Source organism: Ruegeria sp. AO1 (genome assembly GCF_056535985.1).
Genome location: NZ_JBQFJC010000001.1, coordinates 961,754 through 979,419, shown reverse-complemented (window position 1 = coordinate 979,419; position 17,666 = coordinate 961,754). Strand labels below are relative to the sequence as shown.

Sequence of the window (17,666 nt, the reverse complement as noted above, 5' to 3'; positions counted from 1 at the left end):
CTACGACAGTTTTACAGTTGTCGCACTGCGCAAAAGTCAGTCGCCCCACTTAATGTATAATAAAAAACAATCTTATTTTTCATGGGCTTGAAGTTCATTTTTTATTACAATGATCGCAAGAAAAGCAAAGGGTATGATCAGAGGGCTGTTAGGCGGCCGCTGGAAGCTGTTTCCTGAACATAACCCGCAATCTTGCCGTCAGGTTCACGCGGACCTCTGCAACTGAGGCAGTAGCAGTGATGCAATGCCAGCTTGCACCGCGCCTTGCGTTGTCTTTGTCCGAGGAAGTCCTTGAGCACATGTCCTTCGATCAACCACGGTTTGCTGCTGGTATCGGCCGCAAGTCCGTTGTTCCCAATCCAGCGAATGACGGTTTGGCGATGACATCCTAAAACGTCCGCCACCTCCCAGGCCTTATAGACAAGGTGCGATTTGACTTTGTGTGAGGGGAAGGACTTTGCCATTACACACCCTCCCCGGAAATCGGTCCGCATGTATTCTGGCAGACCTGCGCCTCCTCAAAGGCTTCGATCACGCCTTCATCGTATAAAACGCGTGCGCCGATCTTCAAAAACCTAGGGCCCTTTCCGAGCCAGCGCCACTGCTCCAGCGTCCGCGGCGACATGTGCCAGCGTTCCGCCAGCTGATCTTGTGTCAACTTGGGCATATCAACCTCAATTGCTCACTGCGGCACGAGGAAGTTCGGTCCGCTTCTGTTGAACAAGTAAGGGTTCGGATCTCTAAAATCTGAGGGCGCCGCCAATAAAGGCGTGACACATGCCAGGGCTAAATCATTGAAATTATGTGACTTGAATCAGAAAGGTGTGACCCATCCGCAAAATGCGTAACCTTGCCACCCAAATCGCAGGGAGTCAGCGGCTGCAAAGTGACCCGAAAGCTGACGTTAATCAAAAATGCCTGGAAGACGGCTTCGAGCCCAATCTGGACATTGACGAAAGGCTATGCGCACTGTGAATCATGTCACTGACGAAAGACCTGCAGCAAATTCTAGAAACTGCTCTGCCAATCGATCCCAGCTTTCGTCGGATCGATAAGGCCGTGATAGATAGCTGCATTAGCGAAACCCAGCGATACGCCGCGGACGGCTCCGTCGAAGCCTTCCTGATGTCCGCGATGCGCCTATTGGCGCTCCCTCAAAATGGGCACACAAGGCTGATCCCGAATGATGCGATCTCGGTGCTGCCGCTGAGGTTTGTGAGCGTGGGGCGTTCTGTGCAAGTTTTCGGGGCAGCACCGGGGGTAATTGCACCGCGAGGAAAATTGATAGCAATCAACGGTGCAGCTTTGAGCCAGATTGAAGCCGCAGCAAAGAATTTTCTGGCGGGAACTCGCCAAAGGAAGGGGGTCATCGGTCCGATCCTTTATGCGTGGCCGTACGCTTTGGCCCGTTTGGGTTTTTCGTCATACGGTAAAGCGACCGAATATCGTGTACAGGACGAAAACGGTCAGATAGCGAATCTGAAACTGGCAAATGAACTTACAGTTCCTGGATCGATACTCTACCCGAGAAACGAGCACGGCAAGGCTGATCCAGCTTGGGAGCCCAAAACATTTGTGGAAATACAGGACTGGCAAGAGCTTGGGCTATCAATAGTGCTACCAAGCTTCTTTGATCCGAATGAAAGTGCGCTACCCAAAGCAATCTCAGCCGCAGTGGAACGTGTGTGCGCCGGCTTGACCAAAACACTATTGATTGACGTTCGCGGAAACACTGGTGGCGACTTTTGTCTAGCAATGCCATTGATCGACGCGATCTCGCAAAGCGCGAGTAGTCAGGTTGTTGTGATTGTCGATAAATTCACATTCTCCGCAGCGATAGTGTTTGTAGCCATCCTTAAACATCGATTGGGAAAGCGGCTCAAACTCATAGGCGAAGAAATGGGCGATGGGTTGACGTTTTACGCCGAGGGTGGGTTGCTGGAATTGACGGCTAGCGGAGCGGTCGTACGATACTCATCAGCCTTTCACGACTGGAAGAATGGAACGTCTGACGAAACTACACCCCCCGAGATAGCGAGACAAATCGTACCGGCAGAAGCACTGAGTTTGGATTTAGAATGGATCGCATGGCCTACTGCTGTGGATGCGAACGTCGCGTTCTATCAACAAGTTCTCAAAAGAGTGAGCGACTAGACGAACGGCCGGTAAGCACGCGATGCGTCCTTCACGAAGTTTCGACGAGCGGCTGTAAAGAGCCCAACCCGGACATCTGGCAAAACAGGCTCCGATGGGTGCATGAGAGCGCCTTGCGCCAAATTGGAACAACCAAGACTGCCTCGAAATTGCGAGCTGCTCTAAGCTCTAAGTTATTGCCCAACAGAGTCTACAGCACTATTGTTGTAGCGCTAAGCAGGGAAAATTTTTTTCATATAACTATCAGAAATATGAAAAATTATTATAGCTTAATCTCAAAATCTTTACAAAAGCAAATGAGATAAGAAAAGAAGTTTACAAAATTTTGCTTCAATTCCAGTAATTTGTTGTGAAATTTTCCATCGGTTTCTCATTATTGTCTTGCACATAAGTGCGCTTTCGTCTGCTGGAAGAGGAGCCAAACGACGAAAGAAAGGGAAATGGGAGGAATTAATGACCAATAAATCTGTCACACGCCGCGGCGTGTTGAAATCTGGTGCCGTCGCAGGTACCGGTCTGGCCCTGCCTACGATCTTTACGGCTTCGTCGGCTGCTGCTTACACCAATGAACCTACTGGAGGGTCCGTAACCCTCGGTTTCAACGTACCCCAGACCGGGCCGTACGCCGAAGAGGGTAATGATGAGCTGCTGGCGCAACAGTTGGCCGTCGAACATCTCAATGGTGAGGGAGATGGAGGTTGCTTGAATACCTTCACCTCGAAGGCGCTTAAAGGCAACGGTATCCTTGGTAAGAAGGTCGAGTTCGTTACAGGCGACACGCAGACCAAATCAGACGCTGCACGTGCGTCGGCGAAGTCGATGATCGAAAAAGACGGTGCCATCATGATAAACGGCGGCTCGTCATCCGGCGTGGCCGTTGCTGTGCAGGGCCTCTGTCAAGAAGCAGGCGTGATCTTCATGGCAGGCCTGACCCACGCCAACGACACAACTGGCAAAGACAAGAAGGCCAATGGTTTCCGCCATTTCTTCAACGCTTACATGTCGGGAGCAGCGCTCGCGCCAGTGTTGGCCGCCGAGATGGGCAAAGAGCGCCGCGCTTATCACCTGACAGCTGACTACAACTGGGGCTGGACCCAGGAGGAGTCGATTGTTGCTTCGACCGAAGCCTTGGGATGGGAAACTGTCAACACTGTCAAAACACCGCTCGCCTCGACGGACTTCTCGTCCTACATCACCCCCGTATTGAACTCGGGTGCTGATGTTCTGGTTCTGAACCACTACGGCGGTAACATGGTGAACTCGCTCACCAACGCAATTCAGTTCGGCTTGCTCGACAAAGTTGCCAACGGAAAGGACTTCAAGATCGTCGTTCCGCTGTACTCGGAACTAATGGCCGCTGGTGCGGGCGAGAACATCAAGGGCGTGCTGGGTTCCATGAACTGGAACTGGCAGCTGCAAGATGAGGGCACCAAGGCTTTCGTGAAGTCGTTCGGTGAGAAGTACGGTAAACCGCCGTCCAACTCTGCACAGACATGCTACGCACAAGTTCTGCTTTATGCTGATGCCTGTGAGCGTGCTGGTACATTCAACCCATGCGGTGTTGTTGAAGCTCTGGAAGACTTCGAGTTCGACGGTCTAGGCAACGGCCCGACCTGGTATCGCGGCGCCGACCACCAGTGCTTCAAAGACGTGTTGGTTGTTCGTGGTAACGAAAACCCGACCAACGCCTACGACACTCTGGAAATCGTCGAGATCACGCCACGTGCGCAGGTCGAATACGACCCCGAGCATCCGATGTTCTCGGGTGGCTCACTGGGTGAGTGTAATCCGGGCGCGTAATTCCGCGTGTCTGAGTCTGGCCGCCACAGCGGCGGCCAGACATCTGCAACAGGGTTGATCCTGTTACACCACTCAATTCACACTGACCAACCCTGAGGTGGGGCCAATGGACGCCATCCTATTGCAAATTTTGAACGGTCTGGACAAAGGGTCGGCCTATGCGTTGATTGCGCTGGGGCTAACGCTCATTTTTGGAACGCTGGGCGTAGTGAACTTCGCCCACGGAGCACTGTTCATGATCGGTGCGTTCTGTGCCGTTACTCTGCAAAAGCTCATGAACCTGAGCTTTGTGACCATCGACGAGAGTCAGACCGACTTCCTAGGTAACCCACTGAAGGTTGAAACACCCTACGTCGAGGCTTGGTTCGGCCCAGAGACCGGTGCGACGATCATCGATTGGTCTGTTCCACTGGCTGTCTTGTTTGCGATCCCGATCATGCTAGCAGTGGGCTACGTGATGGAACGCGGGTTAATCAAGCACTTCTACAAACGTCCTCACGCTGACCAGATCCTTGTAACGTTTGGTCTGGCGATCGTGTTGCAGGAAATCGTGAAGTATTTCTTCGGCGCCAATCCAATCCAAACTCCACCGCCTGACGCGCTGAGCGGTTCCATCGATCTTGGCATAATGGTTGGCTTTGACCCTAACGCCATAATCTATCCAATTTGGCGTCTTGTGTACTTCGGATTTGCCGTTGCGATTATCGGTGCTGTTTTCTCATTCCTGCAATTCACCACGTTTGGCATGGTCGTGCGCGCTGGGATGGCGGACCGCGAGACCGTAGGTTTGCTGGGTATCAATATCGACCGGCGCTTTACGATTATGTTCGGTATCGCTGCCGCAGTGGCCGGTTTGGCCGGTGTAATGTACGGGCCGTTAAACCCGCCAAATTATCACATGGGTATGGACTTTCTGGTCCTAAGTTTCGTTGTGGTTGTTGTCGGCGGCATGGGCTCGCTGCCCGGAGCCGTGCTGGCTGGCTTTCTATTGGGCATCCTAGAGAGTTTTGCTTCAACAACCTGGGCCACCACGACTATCCCCGGGATTAACCAAATCATCATCTACCTTGTTGCCATCATTGTGCTGCTGACACGCCCGCGTGGGTTGATGGGACGCAAAGGCGTGATGGAGGAATAATCGATGTTTGGACTGAACAAAAAAGACACCAGCCTTCTGATCATCGTCGGCCTTCTCACCCTGCTGGCCCCGTTCATCCTGAACCCGTTCCCCGAAGGCAGCGCCATGGCGCAATTTAACGCGGGTTATCCGGACTTGATGCAGCGCTTCGTGATCTTCGGCATCTTTGCCATCGGGTTCAACATTCTATTCGGCCTTACAGGATACCTGTCATTCGGTCACGCAGCCTTTTTGGGTGTCGGATCGTATTCAGCCGTGTGGATGTTCAAGTTGCTGAGCTACAACATCATTCCGGCGATTGCGCTCAGTGTTGTGGTCGCCGGGGTGTTCTCACTGTTGATTGGCTATGTCAGTCTACGTCGGTCGGGCATCTACTTTTCGATCCTGACTCTGGCATTTGCGCAAATGAGTTTTGCATTGGCCTACTCTGTCTTGTCGAATCCCAAGTTCAACCTCACCAACGGTGAGACTGGTTTGCAGGTTTACGCAGACGATCCACAAATCTTGCAAGGTGCCAACTCTCCGGACCTGCCACATCTATTCGGGCTGCCGATGCGCGCAACCTATACTATGGACGTGGGTGCGTGGAGTTTTGATTTTAACGCGGGATACTATCTGTGTGCGATAATCATGATGGTGGTATTCTACCTGTCCATCCGCATCTTCCGCTCGCCCTTTGGCATGATGCTAAGGGCTGTCAAATCAAACCAGCAACGGATGAACTATACCGGCCTAAACTCAAAGCCCTACACGCTGGCGGCGTTTGTTATTTCTGGCATGTATGCCGGTCTAGCTGGTGGTCTAATGGCCGCAATGGACCCGCTGGCAGGCGCAGAGCGTATGCAGTGGACTGCTTCGGGTGAGGTCGTTTTGATGACGATCCTCGGTGGTACAGGTACTTTGATCGGTCCAGTACTCGGTGCGGGCTTTATCAAATACTTCGAGAATATTTTCTCGAAGATCAACGATAACGTGTTGCACAGTTGGTTTGCATTCCTGCCTGACGGTTTAGAGGACGCGGTCGTGTTCGTGATCCATCCGTTCATTGGAAAAGGTTGGCATCTGACGCTTGGCATCCTTTTCATGCTGGTCGTAATCTACCTGCCGGGTGGTCTTGTCGAGGGTGGTCAGCGTTTGCTTAACCGGATGAAGCGCAAGAAATCAAAAGCTGACGATGCAAAGTCAGGCAAAACAGAACCGGCGGAATAAGGGGCAAGCCATGGCAATTCTAAAAGTCAAAGACGTCAGCAAGCGCTTCGGCGGCCTCAAGGCATTGACGGACGTAAACCTAAGTGTAGAGGAAAACTCGGTTCACGCGATCATCGGACCTAATGGTGCTGGGAAGTCGACTTTGCTAAATTGTCTAGTGGGCAAGCTTATGCCAGACACTGGATACGTATTGTTCGACAACGCCTCGGTGTTAGGCCTTGAACCTTTCCAGATCAACCAAATGGGTATTAGCCGCGTGTTCCAGACACCGGAGATTTTTGGTGAACTGACGGTGATGGAAAACATGTTAATCCCGATTTTCGCCATGCGGGACGGAGCATTTCGGATGCATGCATACGAGACCATCGCAAACGAACGCGAGATCGTCGAACAAGCCGAAGCCATGCTGGAAGAGATGAATATGGCGGACAAACGCGAAATGCATGCTGCCTCGTTATCGCGCGGCGACAAGCGGCGGCTTGAGATAGGCATGTGCCTCAGCCAAAACCCAAGGCTATTGCTGCTGGATGAACCCACTGCTGGGATGGCGAGGGCGGATACAAACAACACAATCGACCTGCTAAAGCAAATTAAGGATGAGCGCGACATCACAATTGCAATCATCGAGCATGACATGCATGTAGTTTTCAGCCTTGCCGAACGCATCACAGTGCTGGCTCAGGGTACACCCTTGGTTGAAGATACTCCCGAAAACATCCGTGGAAACCCGAAGGTTCGCGAGGCCTATCTAGGCGAGGCTGCGTAAGGAAAAGCTATGAACGAGAAACCGGACTTTTCGAAAAATGCCAATTTGGCCAGCACGGCCCCTGCGTTTCTCTCCGTTTGGGATATGCACTCCTACTATGGAGAAAGCTACATCGTGCAAGGTGTCAGCTTCAATGTGCACGAAGGAGAAATTCTTGCTCTTCTTGGGCGCAATGGTGCGGGTAAAACCTCAACACTTCGTTCGATAGCGAGAGTTGGAGAGCCCGAAGTAAGACATGGCGAAATTTGGCTAGATCATAAGCCCTTACACAACATGAGTAGCTACGAAGCCGCCGCGGCAGGCTTGGGTCTTGTACCGGAAGATAGGCGCATTATTCCTGGCCTTACCGTTGAAGAAAACCTACAGCTTGCTCAAATAGCCCCGCCAATCGGATGGTCACTGGAACGACTCTACGAGCTATTCCCACGTTTGGGAGAGCGCAGAAAGCAAGAGGGAATTACACTGTCAGGAGGCGAACAGCAAATGCTGTCAATCGCCAGAGCCTTGGCGAGGGACATCAAGGTCCTGCTCTTGGATGAACCATATGAAGGGTTGGCGCCCGTTATCGTAGATGAAATCGAAAAGACCCTTATTCACGTCAAACAACAGGGTATGACCACGATCATTGTTGAGCAAAACGCTGTACGCGCTTTGGAATTGGCAGACCGTGCGATCATACTAGATACCGGGACCATAGTATTTGATGGTACAGCTAAAGAGGTGCTTGAGGACAGCAACCTTCGCGAGGAATACTTGGCGATCTAGCTCGTATATTGCACGTTAGTCAGACAAGAAGAGCAAGTTTAAAACGTTTCCAAAGCAATTTACTGCTTCGGACCTGGATACATTGCCTTTCATGAAAAGGACAAACTGAATCCACTCGGCCGAGCAATCCAAGCCAATGGCCGAAATCCTGAGGTAACTCTGGTTTTTACAGGATCTGTTTGTCCACTACGTCCGCGAAGCAGACATTGAACAGAGTTGCGACGAATGACCGTTTGTCGGCGATGAAGGCAGCCAAGGCATCTTCGTTATCCAAGCCAGCCTCCGCCATAACGTCCCAACCGCTGTCATATGCGCCTTGCCAAACGCGGCCGACTTTCTCTTGCATCTCCGCTGGCTCAACGCCTGCCATGCGGGCCATGCGTCCGATGGTGCCTTCGTCCATGTCGCCTCGGTGAAGGATACTGTCCACCATCTTGAAGAGATCGCCGGGGTTCTGCCCTTTCAGGAACTCTTGCATGGTGGCGTCAGCGTCTTCCCCAAAAGAGACCCCCGAAGGTTCCGCTTTCGGTGTCTCAGGGTCGTCTGCCTGTTTAGCAATTGCCTTCGCGTCGGTGGTCGGGTTCTTTAGGGCAACCGGGGCCGCAGGGTCCGAATAGGAACCGTCTTGGTTGCAGACCAGAAGTCCAGCGTTCACGGCAGCCGCAATTGTTGTGTTCATTCCGGCAATACTGACAAGGTCGCTGCCATTGGGGTTGCGGTCGCCTATTGGGCCGCCGTGAGGCGCCTTCACGGTCGCCATAACGCTGCCGCCTATTGGCCGCTTTGTCCGCAGAGCGGTCATTGGTGAAAATTCTGCGAACGTCTGCACCGAGCCCAAAGCAGAAATTGCTCTTCGGAAGCAAAGTCTGCCATTCTGAACCCTAGATTTGACTTCAACTGATCGCCTCCCCAACTACTGCAGTTGCAATATATCCGGAACGCATAGCTTTCTTTGTTCCGGCATTTTGTCTGCACCATCCGATCGTTTCAGTCGTTTCGGACCGTCTTTGACTTTAATCTTCGGTTTGGCTAGCGGGCCCTTCAAGGTCACGGGCCAGGGGCTCTTCGACAGAGGTTCGCCAATCTTACGGGGCTGCAGATTTAGGTCCAAAACCTTGCCCGCCACATCAACACCGCCAAAGACGACAACTTGGACCTGGTCTGTCTCCAATGTGGTTTGTTTCGTCGAAATACTCCCATTTGAGATACTAATCGGCGCACGCAAGCATACGATTGGAGCTACCTTTTGTTTCTCTTTGGTAAACACCCAAGGTAGCACCCCTAGCCCTGCCAGATCCAAAAGCTGGGTCTCGATCGAGCCATCACGCATTGAAACTGTGGCATTGCCGTTCATGCTGTTTGCAAAATGCTTCGGTGAATCGGTTCCTCCGGTCACCGAAAAATCTGCATAGATCGTACCGCTCGCACCTTTTTTGAAGTTCAGGTTGTGAAGAATATCATCCAGCTGCCAACCGCCCGCTTTGCCGGTCAACGTGAGTAGATGCGTGTCGTTCGAAAGATCCATCTGCCCGCTGACGTCGAAATGAGCACCTCCATATTCAAACTTCAAAGGTCCGGCCTTTAGCTCATTTTCGTTGAGCGTCAGTTCGCTCTGCAAACTGCTGATGCCCTTGGCTCCTTCGATGTGACGAAGGTCAACGTGGACATCCATATCCATACCAGACAAGAGAATTGAGCGCCCGATAGGTTTAAGCGTTACATCTCTTAACGCGCCTTGGTCGCCCTCCTCTTCTTTCTTAGTTTCTTTCTCTTCCAGCTCTGGGCCGCCTAGTTTCCGCAACTGTGCGGCAGCCTGAACGATAGTTCGGATCTGATCTATCTTTATCAGGTCACTCTCAATGGAACCCTGCAGTACCGGGTCACTTGTTGCATCATCAAGATCGGCCATAAACTGCAAGATAGAGTCGGCGACCTCAACATTGGCACTAGCGTTCCAATCGGTGCCTTCGCTAACGAGGTTGATTTCAAGGCGAGCCTGCCCGGTTTCTACACGTTCAAGCGATAGTGCCTCCAAGAGGTCAGCTCCGGATGGGACTGAGACATCAATTGCTAAATCCAGGTCTTCGAATTTGAGTACATTCTCAACAGTGCCATGCACCTCAAGGTTCCAGACGTCCGTATCGCTTGTCTTTCCATCCAAATTCGACAGCGAAAGCTGATTAATGTCGCCGTTCAAATGGAAGTCACCGGAGAACCTGCCAAGCTGGTCGTCTGGGCCCAACAATTCTGGCGAGATCAAACTGCTTGCCGGTATGTCCATTAGGCCTTCTGCTGATATGCCTTGCAACTGAAGAGCGTCATCGACCGAACCGTTCAAAATGATAAACGGATTGGCAGGGTTCCCAATTCTAAGGTTGATGTTTCCGACTTTTAAGGCGCCTTCTGGTGTTCTGGAAAGCTCGGTGAACTTAATCGGGGGCGGGCCTTCGCCGGACGTGTCCAACGTGAAACCGTTGGTCTTAATGACCATTTGTCGCTGCGGCACCCGCCCGGGTACGCTGTCGATAACCATGTCGACTGCGATAAGTTTAAGATCATATCGCGAGGCGGCCGGGGCTGGTTCCGCATCTTCTGGGTACAACCTAATTCGGGTTGTCAGCGATACGTTTTCCGGGTTCCCCAATTCTCCGATCTGCCCCGTCAGCGAAAGGCTTTGCCCGCCATCTAATTCCGCCAATACAGATAGGTCATCAATCCGTGCTACGCCGTCGACTGATGTAAACGTTGCGCCAATACTCCCTGTGCCTTCCAAAACGCGGCTCAGCTTCAGGATATCGAGAAGCTGGCTAAGTTCGGCAATCTCTACGGTCGTTGCCACTTGCAGACCGTTCTCTTGAGGGACTTCCTCGGCGACAATCGAAGTCTGTTCGAAGTTCACCGCCAACCGAAACGGGTCTTCCGTGGGGAATGTCGCGTTCAGATCAAACCTCTCTCCGTTCAGCGAACCGGCCCCGACTGCCGTCGCAACATCAGTCTCCGTATCACGCTTTAAGAGCAGCTCAGGAAGCCGCAGCTCCAACTCAAGTCCGTTTAAATTGTTCTTATAATGAATGGCGATATCAGTCAGATCAATTTTGCGGTCCGTTAGAATTCCCGCCAACAGCGGTGTCGGAGATTTTGTAGGTTTCCCGACTTCAGTTTCCGTTTGGGAAATAGACTGCCAGTTTCCGATGCCGTCTTTGTCCGTGATCAGGTTCAGGTGAACACCCGAGAGCGAAAGACCACTCAGTGACATTTTACTGTTCCAGAGGTCGCGTGCGGAAACTTCAAACTCAATCTCATCGATTGCCGCAAGGTTCACACCAGCATTCCGAGAACCGGGTAGTTCCAGCCCTGCCGCTGACACCTGCAATTGCCGACCAATACCCAGACGCACTTCATCTTCAATTCTAACCTCCTGGCCAAGTTTTTTAGAGATCAGATTTTCGACGAAAGTAGTTCTGACCGAGGAAAACAACGCAGAAGACAGGAAAAGCCAAGCTGCAAACACTGCGACAAACGCGACAGCGCAACAAATCAAAATACCTTTTGCAACGTATCGCACGTTCTTCTCCTAAAATTCCGATTCATCCAATGGGAAGCCTAGACCATTTAATCATTTAGTTAATGGAATATATCTGGTCGGTAGATGATCTAAATTCCGAATGAACTTGACTATATTGCTGATATTCTAGCGTGTTTTGTCGAACCGCCAGGGTCAGGACTCATAGCCAATAGATAACGAGTGCTGCGAGGGCGATTGCTGACAGGAAGACCTTCGGGCACCTGTCGTAGCGGCTTGCCACAGGCCGCCAATCCTTCAACCTGCCGAACATGATCTCGATCCGGTTGCGCCGTTTGTAACGACGCTTGTCGTACTTAACCGGTTTCTTCCGCTGCTTCCGGCCGGGGATGCAGGCGCGTATCCCTTTGTCTTTCAACGCCTCCCGGAACCAATCGGCGTCATAGCCACGATCCCCGAGCGGCCAATCGACATCCGGCAGGCCGCTCAGCAGTGCCCGCACACCAATGTAGTCGCTGACCTGACCGGCGGTGATGAACAGGTTGAGGGACGTCCCCGGCTGTCGCAGATGGCATGCAACTTGGTGTTCATGCCGCCCTTGGTGCGGCCCCTCTCGGCAGCATCCTCCGGATGCGCCTGCCGGGCAGTGAATCAGGCGTCCGCGCCCCTTTTTTGAAGCCCAAACTGCTTGCGGTACGGTGGGCCTTCAGGTCGGTGGCATCGACCATCACAGTCTTCTCTTCACCGTGTTCGGCAGCCAGACCAGCCATCATCCGGGCGAAGATGCCTTTGACGCTCCACCGCTTCCAACGGTTATAGAGCGTTTCCGGGGCTTACGTGGCCCCACTGGGTCCACGATCCCCTTCAACTGTGTGGGCCATACGCCGAAGAGGCATCGCGCCATCTCAACCCATTGCGATTAATGAAGACAATGCCGCTCAACACACGTCGATCATCAACGCGTGGTGTGCCGTGGGACTTGGGGAAGAAAGGCTCAAGACGCGCCATCTGCGCATCCGACAGCCAGAAAAGATCAGACATGGTCACCGCTCGATTTTCGAACCGTGAATCACGCAGCCAAGCGGAAATAAATGGGTCCTGACCCTAACCATACTGATGGCGCGCCGCCGTCCATCGGTATCCGTCACCGGCTGTTTCCAGATATCCCAGACCGGGAAGAGAGATGTGCGACCCGCCCATCATTATGCGATCCGCAGCAACCATATCCATAGTCTTGACGCGGGTTTCACGTGCCAAATCCTGATCAGTGTCAAAGCCAATGGTCACGGCGGGCATAGCGAGTTGCACCGCGGGAACATGAACAATGTCGGCCGCAATAAGCAGGACATCGCCGTCACTTTCGAGCATCAGGCCCGTATGGCCGACGGTGTGGCCGGGCAGCGCCATAGTCGAGAGCCCAGGAGCGATTGCGGTTTCTTCAGCACCAAAAGGCTCAATCCGTTCGCCAAAACCATCGAGGGCGGAGCGTGCAAGGTCAAACGCAGCTTTGAAGGCATCAGGAGCCTGCGCCTGAATCTCCTCGCTGGTCCAGAAATCGATGTCAGCGCTCGCTACCCGGAGTGTCGCGTTCAAATAAGGATTACCAGCTGGCGAAACCGTGCCGCCGATGTGATCGCCGTGCAGATGGGTGAAGACCACCGTGTCAATAGCGGCCGGATCAAAGCCGAGGGCGTTCATCACGGAGGGCAACTTGCCAAGGGTCGGTCCGAAGATTTCGCCGGTCCCCGCGTCGACCAATATTTTTCTATCACCAATTTCGACCAAAAACGCATTGACCGCACTCGGATGCGCGTCGGTGGCTATGTGCGCATTGTCGAGCAAGGTCGCGAACTCTTCTGGTGTTACACCGGAGAGCATTTCAGGTCCGATCGAAATGAACCCATCGGACAGCACGTGCACCGTCGCCGAGCCCACCTGGTAGCGCCGCGCCGCTACGAGGCCTTTCGCTCCGAGGGGCGCGACGTTCCACCCCAATGCAGCGAGGCCCGAAGTGATGCCTGTTCCGGCCAAGAATACGCGTCTGTCCATGATCATTCTCCCAAATTTCTCGAGACTACCCCTCACTGTTGCTACCCTAGCAGTAATGGGGACGGCGTGACACTAAGGTTGAATGCGGCGCCCGTTGAAAATTCAGTGATCAGCCAATCGCCGCTCGGTCTAGGCGAGCTCTGCAAAGGAAATCCATTGATTGCCGCGCAATCGACAAAGGTCCGGTATCACTGGCTGCGCTGCAACGCCAAAGTGTTCTGGCGAACGACCGCTTTGGGCCGTCTTTGCCTCTCAAAGCAGGCCAGATCATGCTGATGCTGCGCTGCCTCCGTGGTCGGCCGTGAGCCCGATGTAGCTGTGAGTTTCCAGGCCGTTGGCAAGAAAGTCAAAGGTATTTAGCTTGCAAGCATTTCTTCGACGCACGCGTTAAATCGAACTGCGCGCCCAGGTATTTAATCTGATCGGAGCCGTGCAGTATTTTCCCATTTCGATGAACGCGATTGGGGGAATGTACGAAAAAAAACGAACGCCAGCGAATTGACTGCACGTTTTTCCAAGCAAATCTCAGACACGGTAGACAGCTTGTTCGGGTCGTCAAACTGACGCGTGCAGAACGGAAGTGACCGATCAGGGATTGTCACTTTGTTTCGTTGGCTGACCGCAGGTGGGACAGTGATCAACCTGTGACATCGTTTCGGCATGCACGCGGTTGCGGATATGATCCGCAGCGCGGCGCGAGAGACCCAATTGCTTGCGAACAGCGTCAATTTCCTTCTCATCAGCCTCGCAGATATCGCCATCTTCCAACGCCTTTCGAAATTCGAGCTCCAAGCTCGCACGTCGGCGGTGCAACTGGTCGTTTAGACCGCTTGCGATGATCCCTGCTGGCAATGCAGCCATACCAATGCCAATCACCGTGATCGCAGCACCGAAGATCTTTCCGGCCACAGTAATAGGTGTCACGTCGCCATAGCCGACGGTTGTCAAAGTCGCCATCGCCCACCACATCGCCGCTGGGATTGAGCCAAAGGCTTCTGGTTGCGCCTCGTGCTCTGCTAGCCAAGCGCCACTTGCAGCAAAAATCAGCATCACCATCAGGATGAAGAAACCCGCAAAAAAGGCGCCCGCTTCTTCCTCGAACACCGCAAGCAGCATGCCGAGCGCGGGTGAGTACCTTGTGAGTTTGAGCAAGCGCAACATACGGAAGGTTCTTAGCAGCCGCAGGTCAACCGGAAAGAGTAGGTAAAGCAGCGCTGGGAGTATGGCCAATAGGTCGATTATAGCGATTGGAGAAACGGCCCAGGATGCGCGCGTTTTGTAGATTGGGTTTTCTGTCGCAACCCAAAGCCTAGCCGCGTACTCCACTACGAAAACGAACAATGAAAGACTTTCGAACAGATTGAGTGCGAACCCCCAGCGGTCATAGATTGAATCGACCGTTTCAAGGATAACGGCGGCCACGTTCAGCGTGATCAGAGCGATTAGTGCGAGTTCAAGCACCCAAGGTCCGGTCGCAGCACGGTCTGGGCGCTCGAGCCACCAGTACACTCTTTTTCTCAGGTAGTTTGCACCTGTCACAGCTTCAGTCATGGCGAAGCTTCGCTCTGGCGCGCATCAAGGGAACCGCGATTTGCGACAGCAAGGCTGTGCCCCAAATCATATTGCCAACCAACGAGGGGACATGCTGGACAACATAGAAACAGGCGATTGCCAAAACGATCCCAAACACCCGCACATCCCAACGCCCGAAATCTGAGGCCACACGGTGTTCAATGACGTTCTGAAGTACCCAAAGCATGGCGATATAGCCTGCAAGGCCGAAACAGCCAATGGCAGCGTATTCTGTTGGGTAAGGCTCCCAAAACCCGACCTTAACCTCGGCCGCAAGGGCCACGCCGACCATGACGCCACACAACATCAAGACCAGATGAGCAAGCCACCAGATCACCAAGGTCGAAACCTTTTTGTCTTTAGGTTTGGCGTTGCCAACGAAGTCGAAATAGATCCAACACATCACGAACATCGAAACGCCGCCAATAACAAAGTTGACCAGCACGTCGGGTGAAACCTTGTAGATGCCTTTCTCAGACAGTGTGACGACTAGTTTGAAGAACCCTTCACCCAAAACGATCAGCGTCAATAAGGCAAACCGCTCTGCCATATGACCGAGGCGCGGGACGAACCGTTCAAAGCGCAGGACAGTGACGCCGGGGATCATGTACATCGCCTGCGTGGCAACCATCGCGGTAGCAAACGCCCAATAGGCAAGCGGTTTAGGCAGAAACGCCGTGATGGCAAAGATCACTGCAAAGGCCGAGAAGTTGCGGATCTGTGCCGCCGACATCGAAACGCCCGAGGAATTGGTTCGCTGAGCACGGAAATATAGCGCGGCGATCATGGCTCTGTTCGCGGCAAAACCTAACGCGAAGAAAACCCAGCCCTTGCTGTCGATGGCGGGGATGGCGGCGGCCATGAACATCACCGTACAGATCATCACGGCCATGATCAGGCGATGCCAGAAATCGGTGCTGACGTAGATCGAGTTGAAAATACTGAGCTCACCCCACGCGTACCAGAGCGTGATGAAGACACCGGCGAACACAAGAAACCCATTCAGATCGAGGTGGTGTGACAGGTAGTTCCCAAGAAGGAAGATCGTCACAACATGGATCAGGTCATAGAACAACTCGGCCCAGTGGACATGGTCGTGAGTGTGGTCGAGGTCTTGATGATGTTGCGGCTTCCGCCACATGGGGTGGTTATGCAGTGCCATAAATTAGGGACCCTTCAAAATTCCAAGGTTGTAGTGGTCGGCAAGCGATCACCCCGATTTAGTGTTTTTCTATAGGATGAAGGTTGTCTTGGAGACCCTCGCCTTGCAACCCTGCAACGGTTGTTCAGCGAAGGCGCACTGGAATTTCCAGTCCGATCGTGTGGTGATCATGCCGGAAATACCCGGCATTCACCGCTTCAGCTTCCTTTCACATCGCTCGAAAACCGCGCTGCGTTTTCCTTAGCAAAGGCGCTGGCATCTGCGGCGGCGTCCCAGAACTGAGGGTTGGCCTTGGGAATGGTCAACGCCCGCTGCACGGCGGGCCGGGCATCAATGCGGTCGAACCATGCGTTCAGATATGGCAGGTCCGATACATCCACCCGTGCCCAGACATGAGCACGCGCCCACGGGTACAGCATCATGTCGGCAATGGTGTATTCGTCCGCAGCGATCCATTCACGCCCGTCCAGACGTGTATTCATCACCTCCATCAAGCGGCGGCTTTCGTCCACGTATCTGCGGATTGAAAAGGGCTCTTCGTGGCCATTGGGTGCTGCAATGTGCTGGAAATACATTGCCTGTCCCATCATGGGGCCTACATGGCCGACTTGAAACAGAACCCATTGCATCACCTCGGACCGTTTTACTGGATCCGCAGGCAGGAACTTTCCGTATTTCTCGGCCAGATGCCACAGGATTGCACCGGATTCGAAGATGGCGCGCCCTTCCAAACGATCCTCGATTGTTGGGATCTTTCCGTTAGGGTTCAGCGCCAGATAGTCCGGCGCCTTTTGTTCCTGCTTGGAAAAGTTGATGTGAGTCAGGTCATAAGGGACGCCTGCCTCCTCTAGAAAGATAACCGGCTTGTACCCGTTCATCGTTCCCGCAGTGTAAAGATGGATATCAGGCTGGGACATGTTCAACCTCGGCAAATGTGGTTTTCAGATGTACGTCAAATCGAGCGAAATCGGCCTCGATTTCCGGGTTCTTCATAACATCAAATGCAGCAAAAGTCGGAAGGGGCTGCATGGCAAAGAACTTTGCGTTCAGGTGCATCGGCGCCAGCAGGTCGTCGACACTGGCGCCCGCTAAGAAAGGCTCGGACGCATCATCGAACGCTTCTTTCGGGGCGTTGAATGTAACCGACAGCAAGTATTTCTTGCCGTGCAGTGATCCACCCATGCCGTAATTGGCCTTTGGTGCGTCGGCGGTGCGACCGTCGCCTGCGCATAGGCGGCCATCCATTCCGGCTGTGTAGACCTCATCCATATATTTCTTAAAAATCCATGGGACGCCCATCCAGTTTACCGGGAATTGCATGATGACCGTATCTGCCCAAACATGCGCCTCGACCTCTGAATTTGCGTCATAGCCATCAGCAACGGTGGTTATGCGTACTTCGTGGCCAATTGCGGCCAACGTGTTACGTGCGCGTTCGACGAGGCTGGCGTTCAACTGTCCGGGGGCGAATTCGTAGGGCTGGGTGCCATTTACGATCAGGATTTTACTCATGTCTATATCCTATATG

Annotated in this window: 15 protein-coding genes and 1 pseudogene; 6 read left to right on the top strand and 10 right to left on the bottom strand. The window is 53.2% G+C overall.

Annotation, left to right across the window (positions count from 1 at the left end; all coding sequences use genetic code 11):
• Window positions 1-137 precede the first annotated feature (137 nt).
• Together ACR3FB_RS04845 and ACR3FB_RS04840 are read right to left on the bottom strand one after the other, a co-directional pair.
• The gene (locus tag ACR3FB_RS04845) at window positions 138-464 is read right to left on the bottom strand and encodes a helix-turn-helix domain-containing protein (protein ID WP_425084943.1); all 327 of its coding nucleotides are present in this window, start codon (window positions 462-464) and stop codon (window positions 138-140) included.
• Entirely contained in the window at window positions 464-667 is a 204-nt protein-coding gene (locus ACR3FB_RS04840) for a helix-turn-helix domain-containing protein (RefSeq protein ID WP_058272705.1), read from the bottom strand. Before ACR3FB_RS04840 ends, ACR3FB_RS04845 begins: the two co-directional genes overlap by 1 nt.
• 311 nt (window positions 668-978) lie before the next feature.
• On the opposite strand from ACR3FB_RS04840, the gene ACR3FB_RS04835 reads away from it, so the two are divergent.
• The 6 genes from ACR3FB_RS04835 to ACR3FB_RS04810 all read left to right on the top strand — a co-directional run bounded on the left by ACR3FB_RS04835 (window position 979) and on the right by ACR3FB_RS04810 (window position 7,832).
• Window positions 979-2,154, top strand: a complete 1,176-nt coding sequence (locus tag ACR3FB_RS04835) for a S41 family peptidase (RefSeq protein ID WP_480564602.1) — start codon at window positions 979-981, stop codon at window positions 2,152-2,154.
• Window positions 2,155-2,607: 453 nt separating this feature from the next.
• Window positions 2,608-3,954, top strand: a complete 1,347-nt coding sequence (locus ACR3FB_RS04830) for a substrate-binding protein (protein WP_170659324.1) — start codon at window positions 2,608-2,610, stop codon at window positions 3,952-3,954.
• A 106-nt stretch (window positions 3,955-4,060) separates the two neighbouring features.
• Window positions 4,061-5,092: a branched-chain amino acid ABC transporter permease gene (locus ACR3FB_RS04825; protein WP_170764849.1), complete on the top strand. Its 1,032-nt coding sequence runs from the start codon at window positions 4,061-4,063 to the stop codon at window positions 5,090-5,092.
• Between the two features lie 3 nt (window positions 5,093-5,095).
• Window positions 5,096-6,301, top strand: a complete 1,206-nt coding sequence (locus ACR3FB_RS04820) for a branched-chain amino acid ABC transporter permease (RefSeq protein ID WP_425084940.1) — start codon at window positions 5,096-5,098, stop codon at window positions 6,299-6,301.
• Between the two features lie 10 nt (window positions 6,302-6,311).
• Window positions 6,312-7,067, top strand: coding sequence for an ABC transporter ATP-binding protein (locus ACR3FB_RS04815; RefSeq protein WP_170659327.1), 756 nt, complete (start codon window positions 6,312-6,314; stop codon window positions 7,065-7,067).
• Window positions 7,068-7,076: 9 nt separating this feature from the next.
• Window positions 7,077-7,832, top strand: a complete 756-nt coding sequence (locus ACR3FB_RS04810; protein ID WP_425084939.1) for an ABC transporter ATP-binding protein — start codon at window positions 7,077-7,079, stop codon at window positions 7,830-7,832.
• Window positions 7,833-7,998: 166 nt separating this feature from the next.
• Here ACR3FB_RS04810 and ACR3FB_RS04805 read toward each other — a convergent pair whose 3' ends face one another.
• The 8 genes and pseudogenes from ACR3FB_RS04805 to ACR3FB_RS04770 form a co-directional block, all read right to left on the bottom strand.
• Window positions 7,999-8,592, bottom strand: a complete 594-nt coding sequence (locus ACR3FB_RS04805) for a hypothetical protein (protein WP_425084938.1) — start codon at window positions 8,590-8,592, stop codon at window positions 7,999-8,001.
• Window positions 8,593-8,745: 153 nt separating this feature from the next.
• The gene (locus tag ACR3FB_RS04800; RefSeq protein ID WP_480564599.1) at window positions 8,746-11,397 is read right to left on the bottom strand and encodes an AsmA family protein; all 2,652 of its coding nucleotides are present in this window, start codon (window positions 11,395-11,397) and stop codon (window positions 8,746-8,748) included.
• Between the two features lie 160 nt (window positions 11,398-11,557).
• A pseudogene (locus ACR3FB_RS04795) lies at window positions 11,558-12,396 on the bottom strand (IS5 family transposase).
• 63 nt (window positions 12,397-12,459) lie between these two features.
• Window positions 12,460-13,404 (bottom strand): MBL fold metallo-hydrolase, encoded by a 945-nt coding sequence (locus tag ACR3FB_RS04790; RefSeq protein ID WP_480564596.1) that lies wholly within the window; start codon window positions 13,402-13,404, stop codon window positions 12,460-12,462.
• A 588-nt stretch (window positions 13,405-13,992) separates the two neighbouring features.
• On the bottom strand, window positions 13,993-14,955 hold the full coding sequence (locus ACR3FB_RS04785) for an ion transporter (protein ID WP_480564593.1): 963 nt from the start codon (window positions 14,953-14,955) through the stop codon (window positions 13,993-13,995).
• Window positions 14,948-16,138, bottom strand: a complete 1,191-nt coding sequence (locus ACR3FB_RS04780) for a low temperature requirement protein A (RefSeq protein WP_480564590.1) — start codon at window positions 16,136-16,138, stop codon at window positions 14,948-14,950. The genes ACR3FB_RS04785 and ACR3FB_RS04780 overlap by 8 nt, the downstream gene beginning before the upstream one ends.
• 197 nt (window positions 16,139-16,335) lie before the next feature.
• Window positions 16,336-17,055 (bottom strand): glutathione S-transferase family protein, encoded by a 720-nt coding sequence (locus ACR3FB_RS04775; RefSeq protein WP_170555710.1) that lies wholly within the window; start codon window positions 17,053-17,055, stop codon window positions 16,336-16,338.
• Window positions 17,042-17,650 (bottom strand): NAD(P)H-dependent oxidoreductase, encoded by a 609-nt coding sequence (locus ACR3FB_RS04770; protein WP_480564587.1) that lies wholly within the window; start codon window positions 17,648-17,650, stop codon window positions 17,042-17,044. The genes ACR3FB_RS04775 and ACR3FB_RS04770 overlap by 14 nt, the downstream gene beginning before the upstream one ends.
• Between the last annotated feature and the right edge of the window lie 16 nt (window positions 17,651-17,666).

Excerpts from the sequence above, each read along its gene's own strand:
- ACR3FB_RS04845 (WP_425084943.1), bottom strand. The coding sequence starts at position 464 with ATGGCAAAGTCCTTCCCCTCACACAAAGTCAAATCGCACCTTGTCTAT.
- ACR3FB_RS04840 (WP_058272705.1), bottom strand. The coding sequence starts at position 667 with ATGCCCAAGTTGACACAAGATCAGCTGGCGGAACGCTGGCACATGTCG.
- ACR3FB_RS04835 (WP_480564602.1), top strand. The coding sequence starts at position 979 with ATGTCACTGACGAAAGACCTGCAGCAAATTCTAGAAACTGCTCTGCCA.
- ACR3FB_RS04830 (WP_170659324.1), top strand. The coding sequence starts at position 2,608 with ATGACCAATAAATCTGTCACACGCCGCGGCGTGTTGAAATCTGGTGCC.
- ACR3FB_RS04825 (WP_170764849.1), top strand. The coding sequence starts at position 4,061 with ATGGACGCCATCCTATTGCAAATTTTGAACGGTCTGGACAAAGGGTCG.
- ACR3FB_RS04820 (WP_425084940.1), top strand. The coding sequence starts at position 5,096 with ATGTTTGGACTGAACAAAAAAGACACCAGCCTTCTGATCATCGTCGGC.
- ACR3FB_RS04815 (WP_170659327.1), top strand. The coding sequence starts at position 6,312 with ATGGCAATTCTAAAAGTCAAAGACGTCAGCAAGCGCTTCGGCGGCCTC.
- ACR3FB_RS04810 (WP_425084939.1), top strand. The coding sequence starts at position 7,077 with ATGAACGAGAAACCGGACTTTTCGAAAAATGCCAATTTGGCCAGCACG.
- ACR3FB_RS04805 (WP_425084938.1), bottom strand. The coding sequence starts at position 8,592 with ATGGCGACCGTGAAGGCGCCTCACGGCGGCCCAATAGGCGACCGCAAC.
- ACR3FB_RS04790 (WP_480564596.1), bottom strand. The coding sequence starts at position 13,404 with ATGGACAGACGCGTATTCTTGGCCGGAACAGGCATCACTTCGGGCCTC.
- ACR3FB_RS04785 (WP_480564593.1), bottom strand. The coding sequence starts at position 14,955 with ATGACTGAAGCTGTGACAGGTGCAAACTACCTGAGAAAAAGAGTGTAC.
- ACR3FB_RS04780 (WP_480564590.1), bottom strand. The coding sequence starts at position 16,138 with ATGGCACTGCATAACCACCCCATGTGGCGGAAGCCGCAACATCATCAA.
- ACR3FB_RS04775 (WP_170555710.1), bottom strand. The coding sequence starts at position 17,055 with ATGTCCCAGCCTGATATCCATCTTTACACTGCGGGAACGATGAACGGG.
- ACR3FB_RS04770 (WP_480564587.1), bottom strand. The coding sequence starts at position 17,650 with ATGAGTAAAATCCTGATCGTAAATGGCACCCAGCCCTACGAATTCGCC.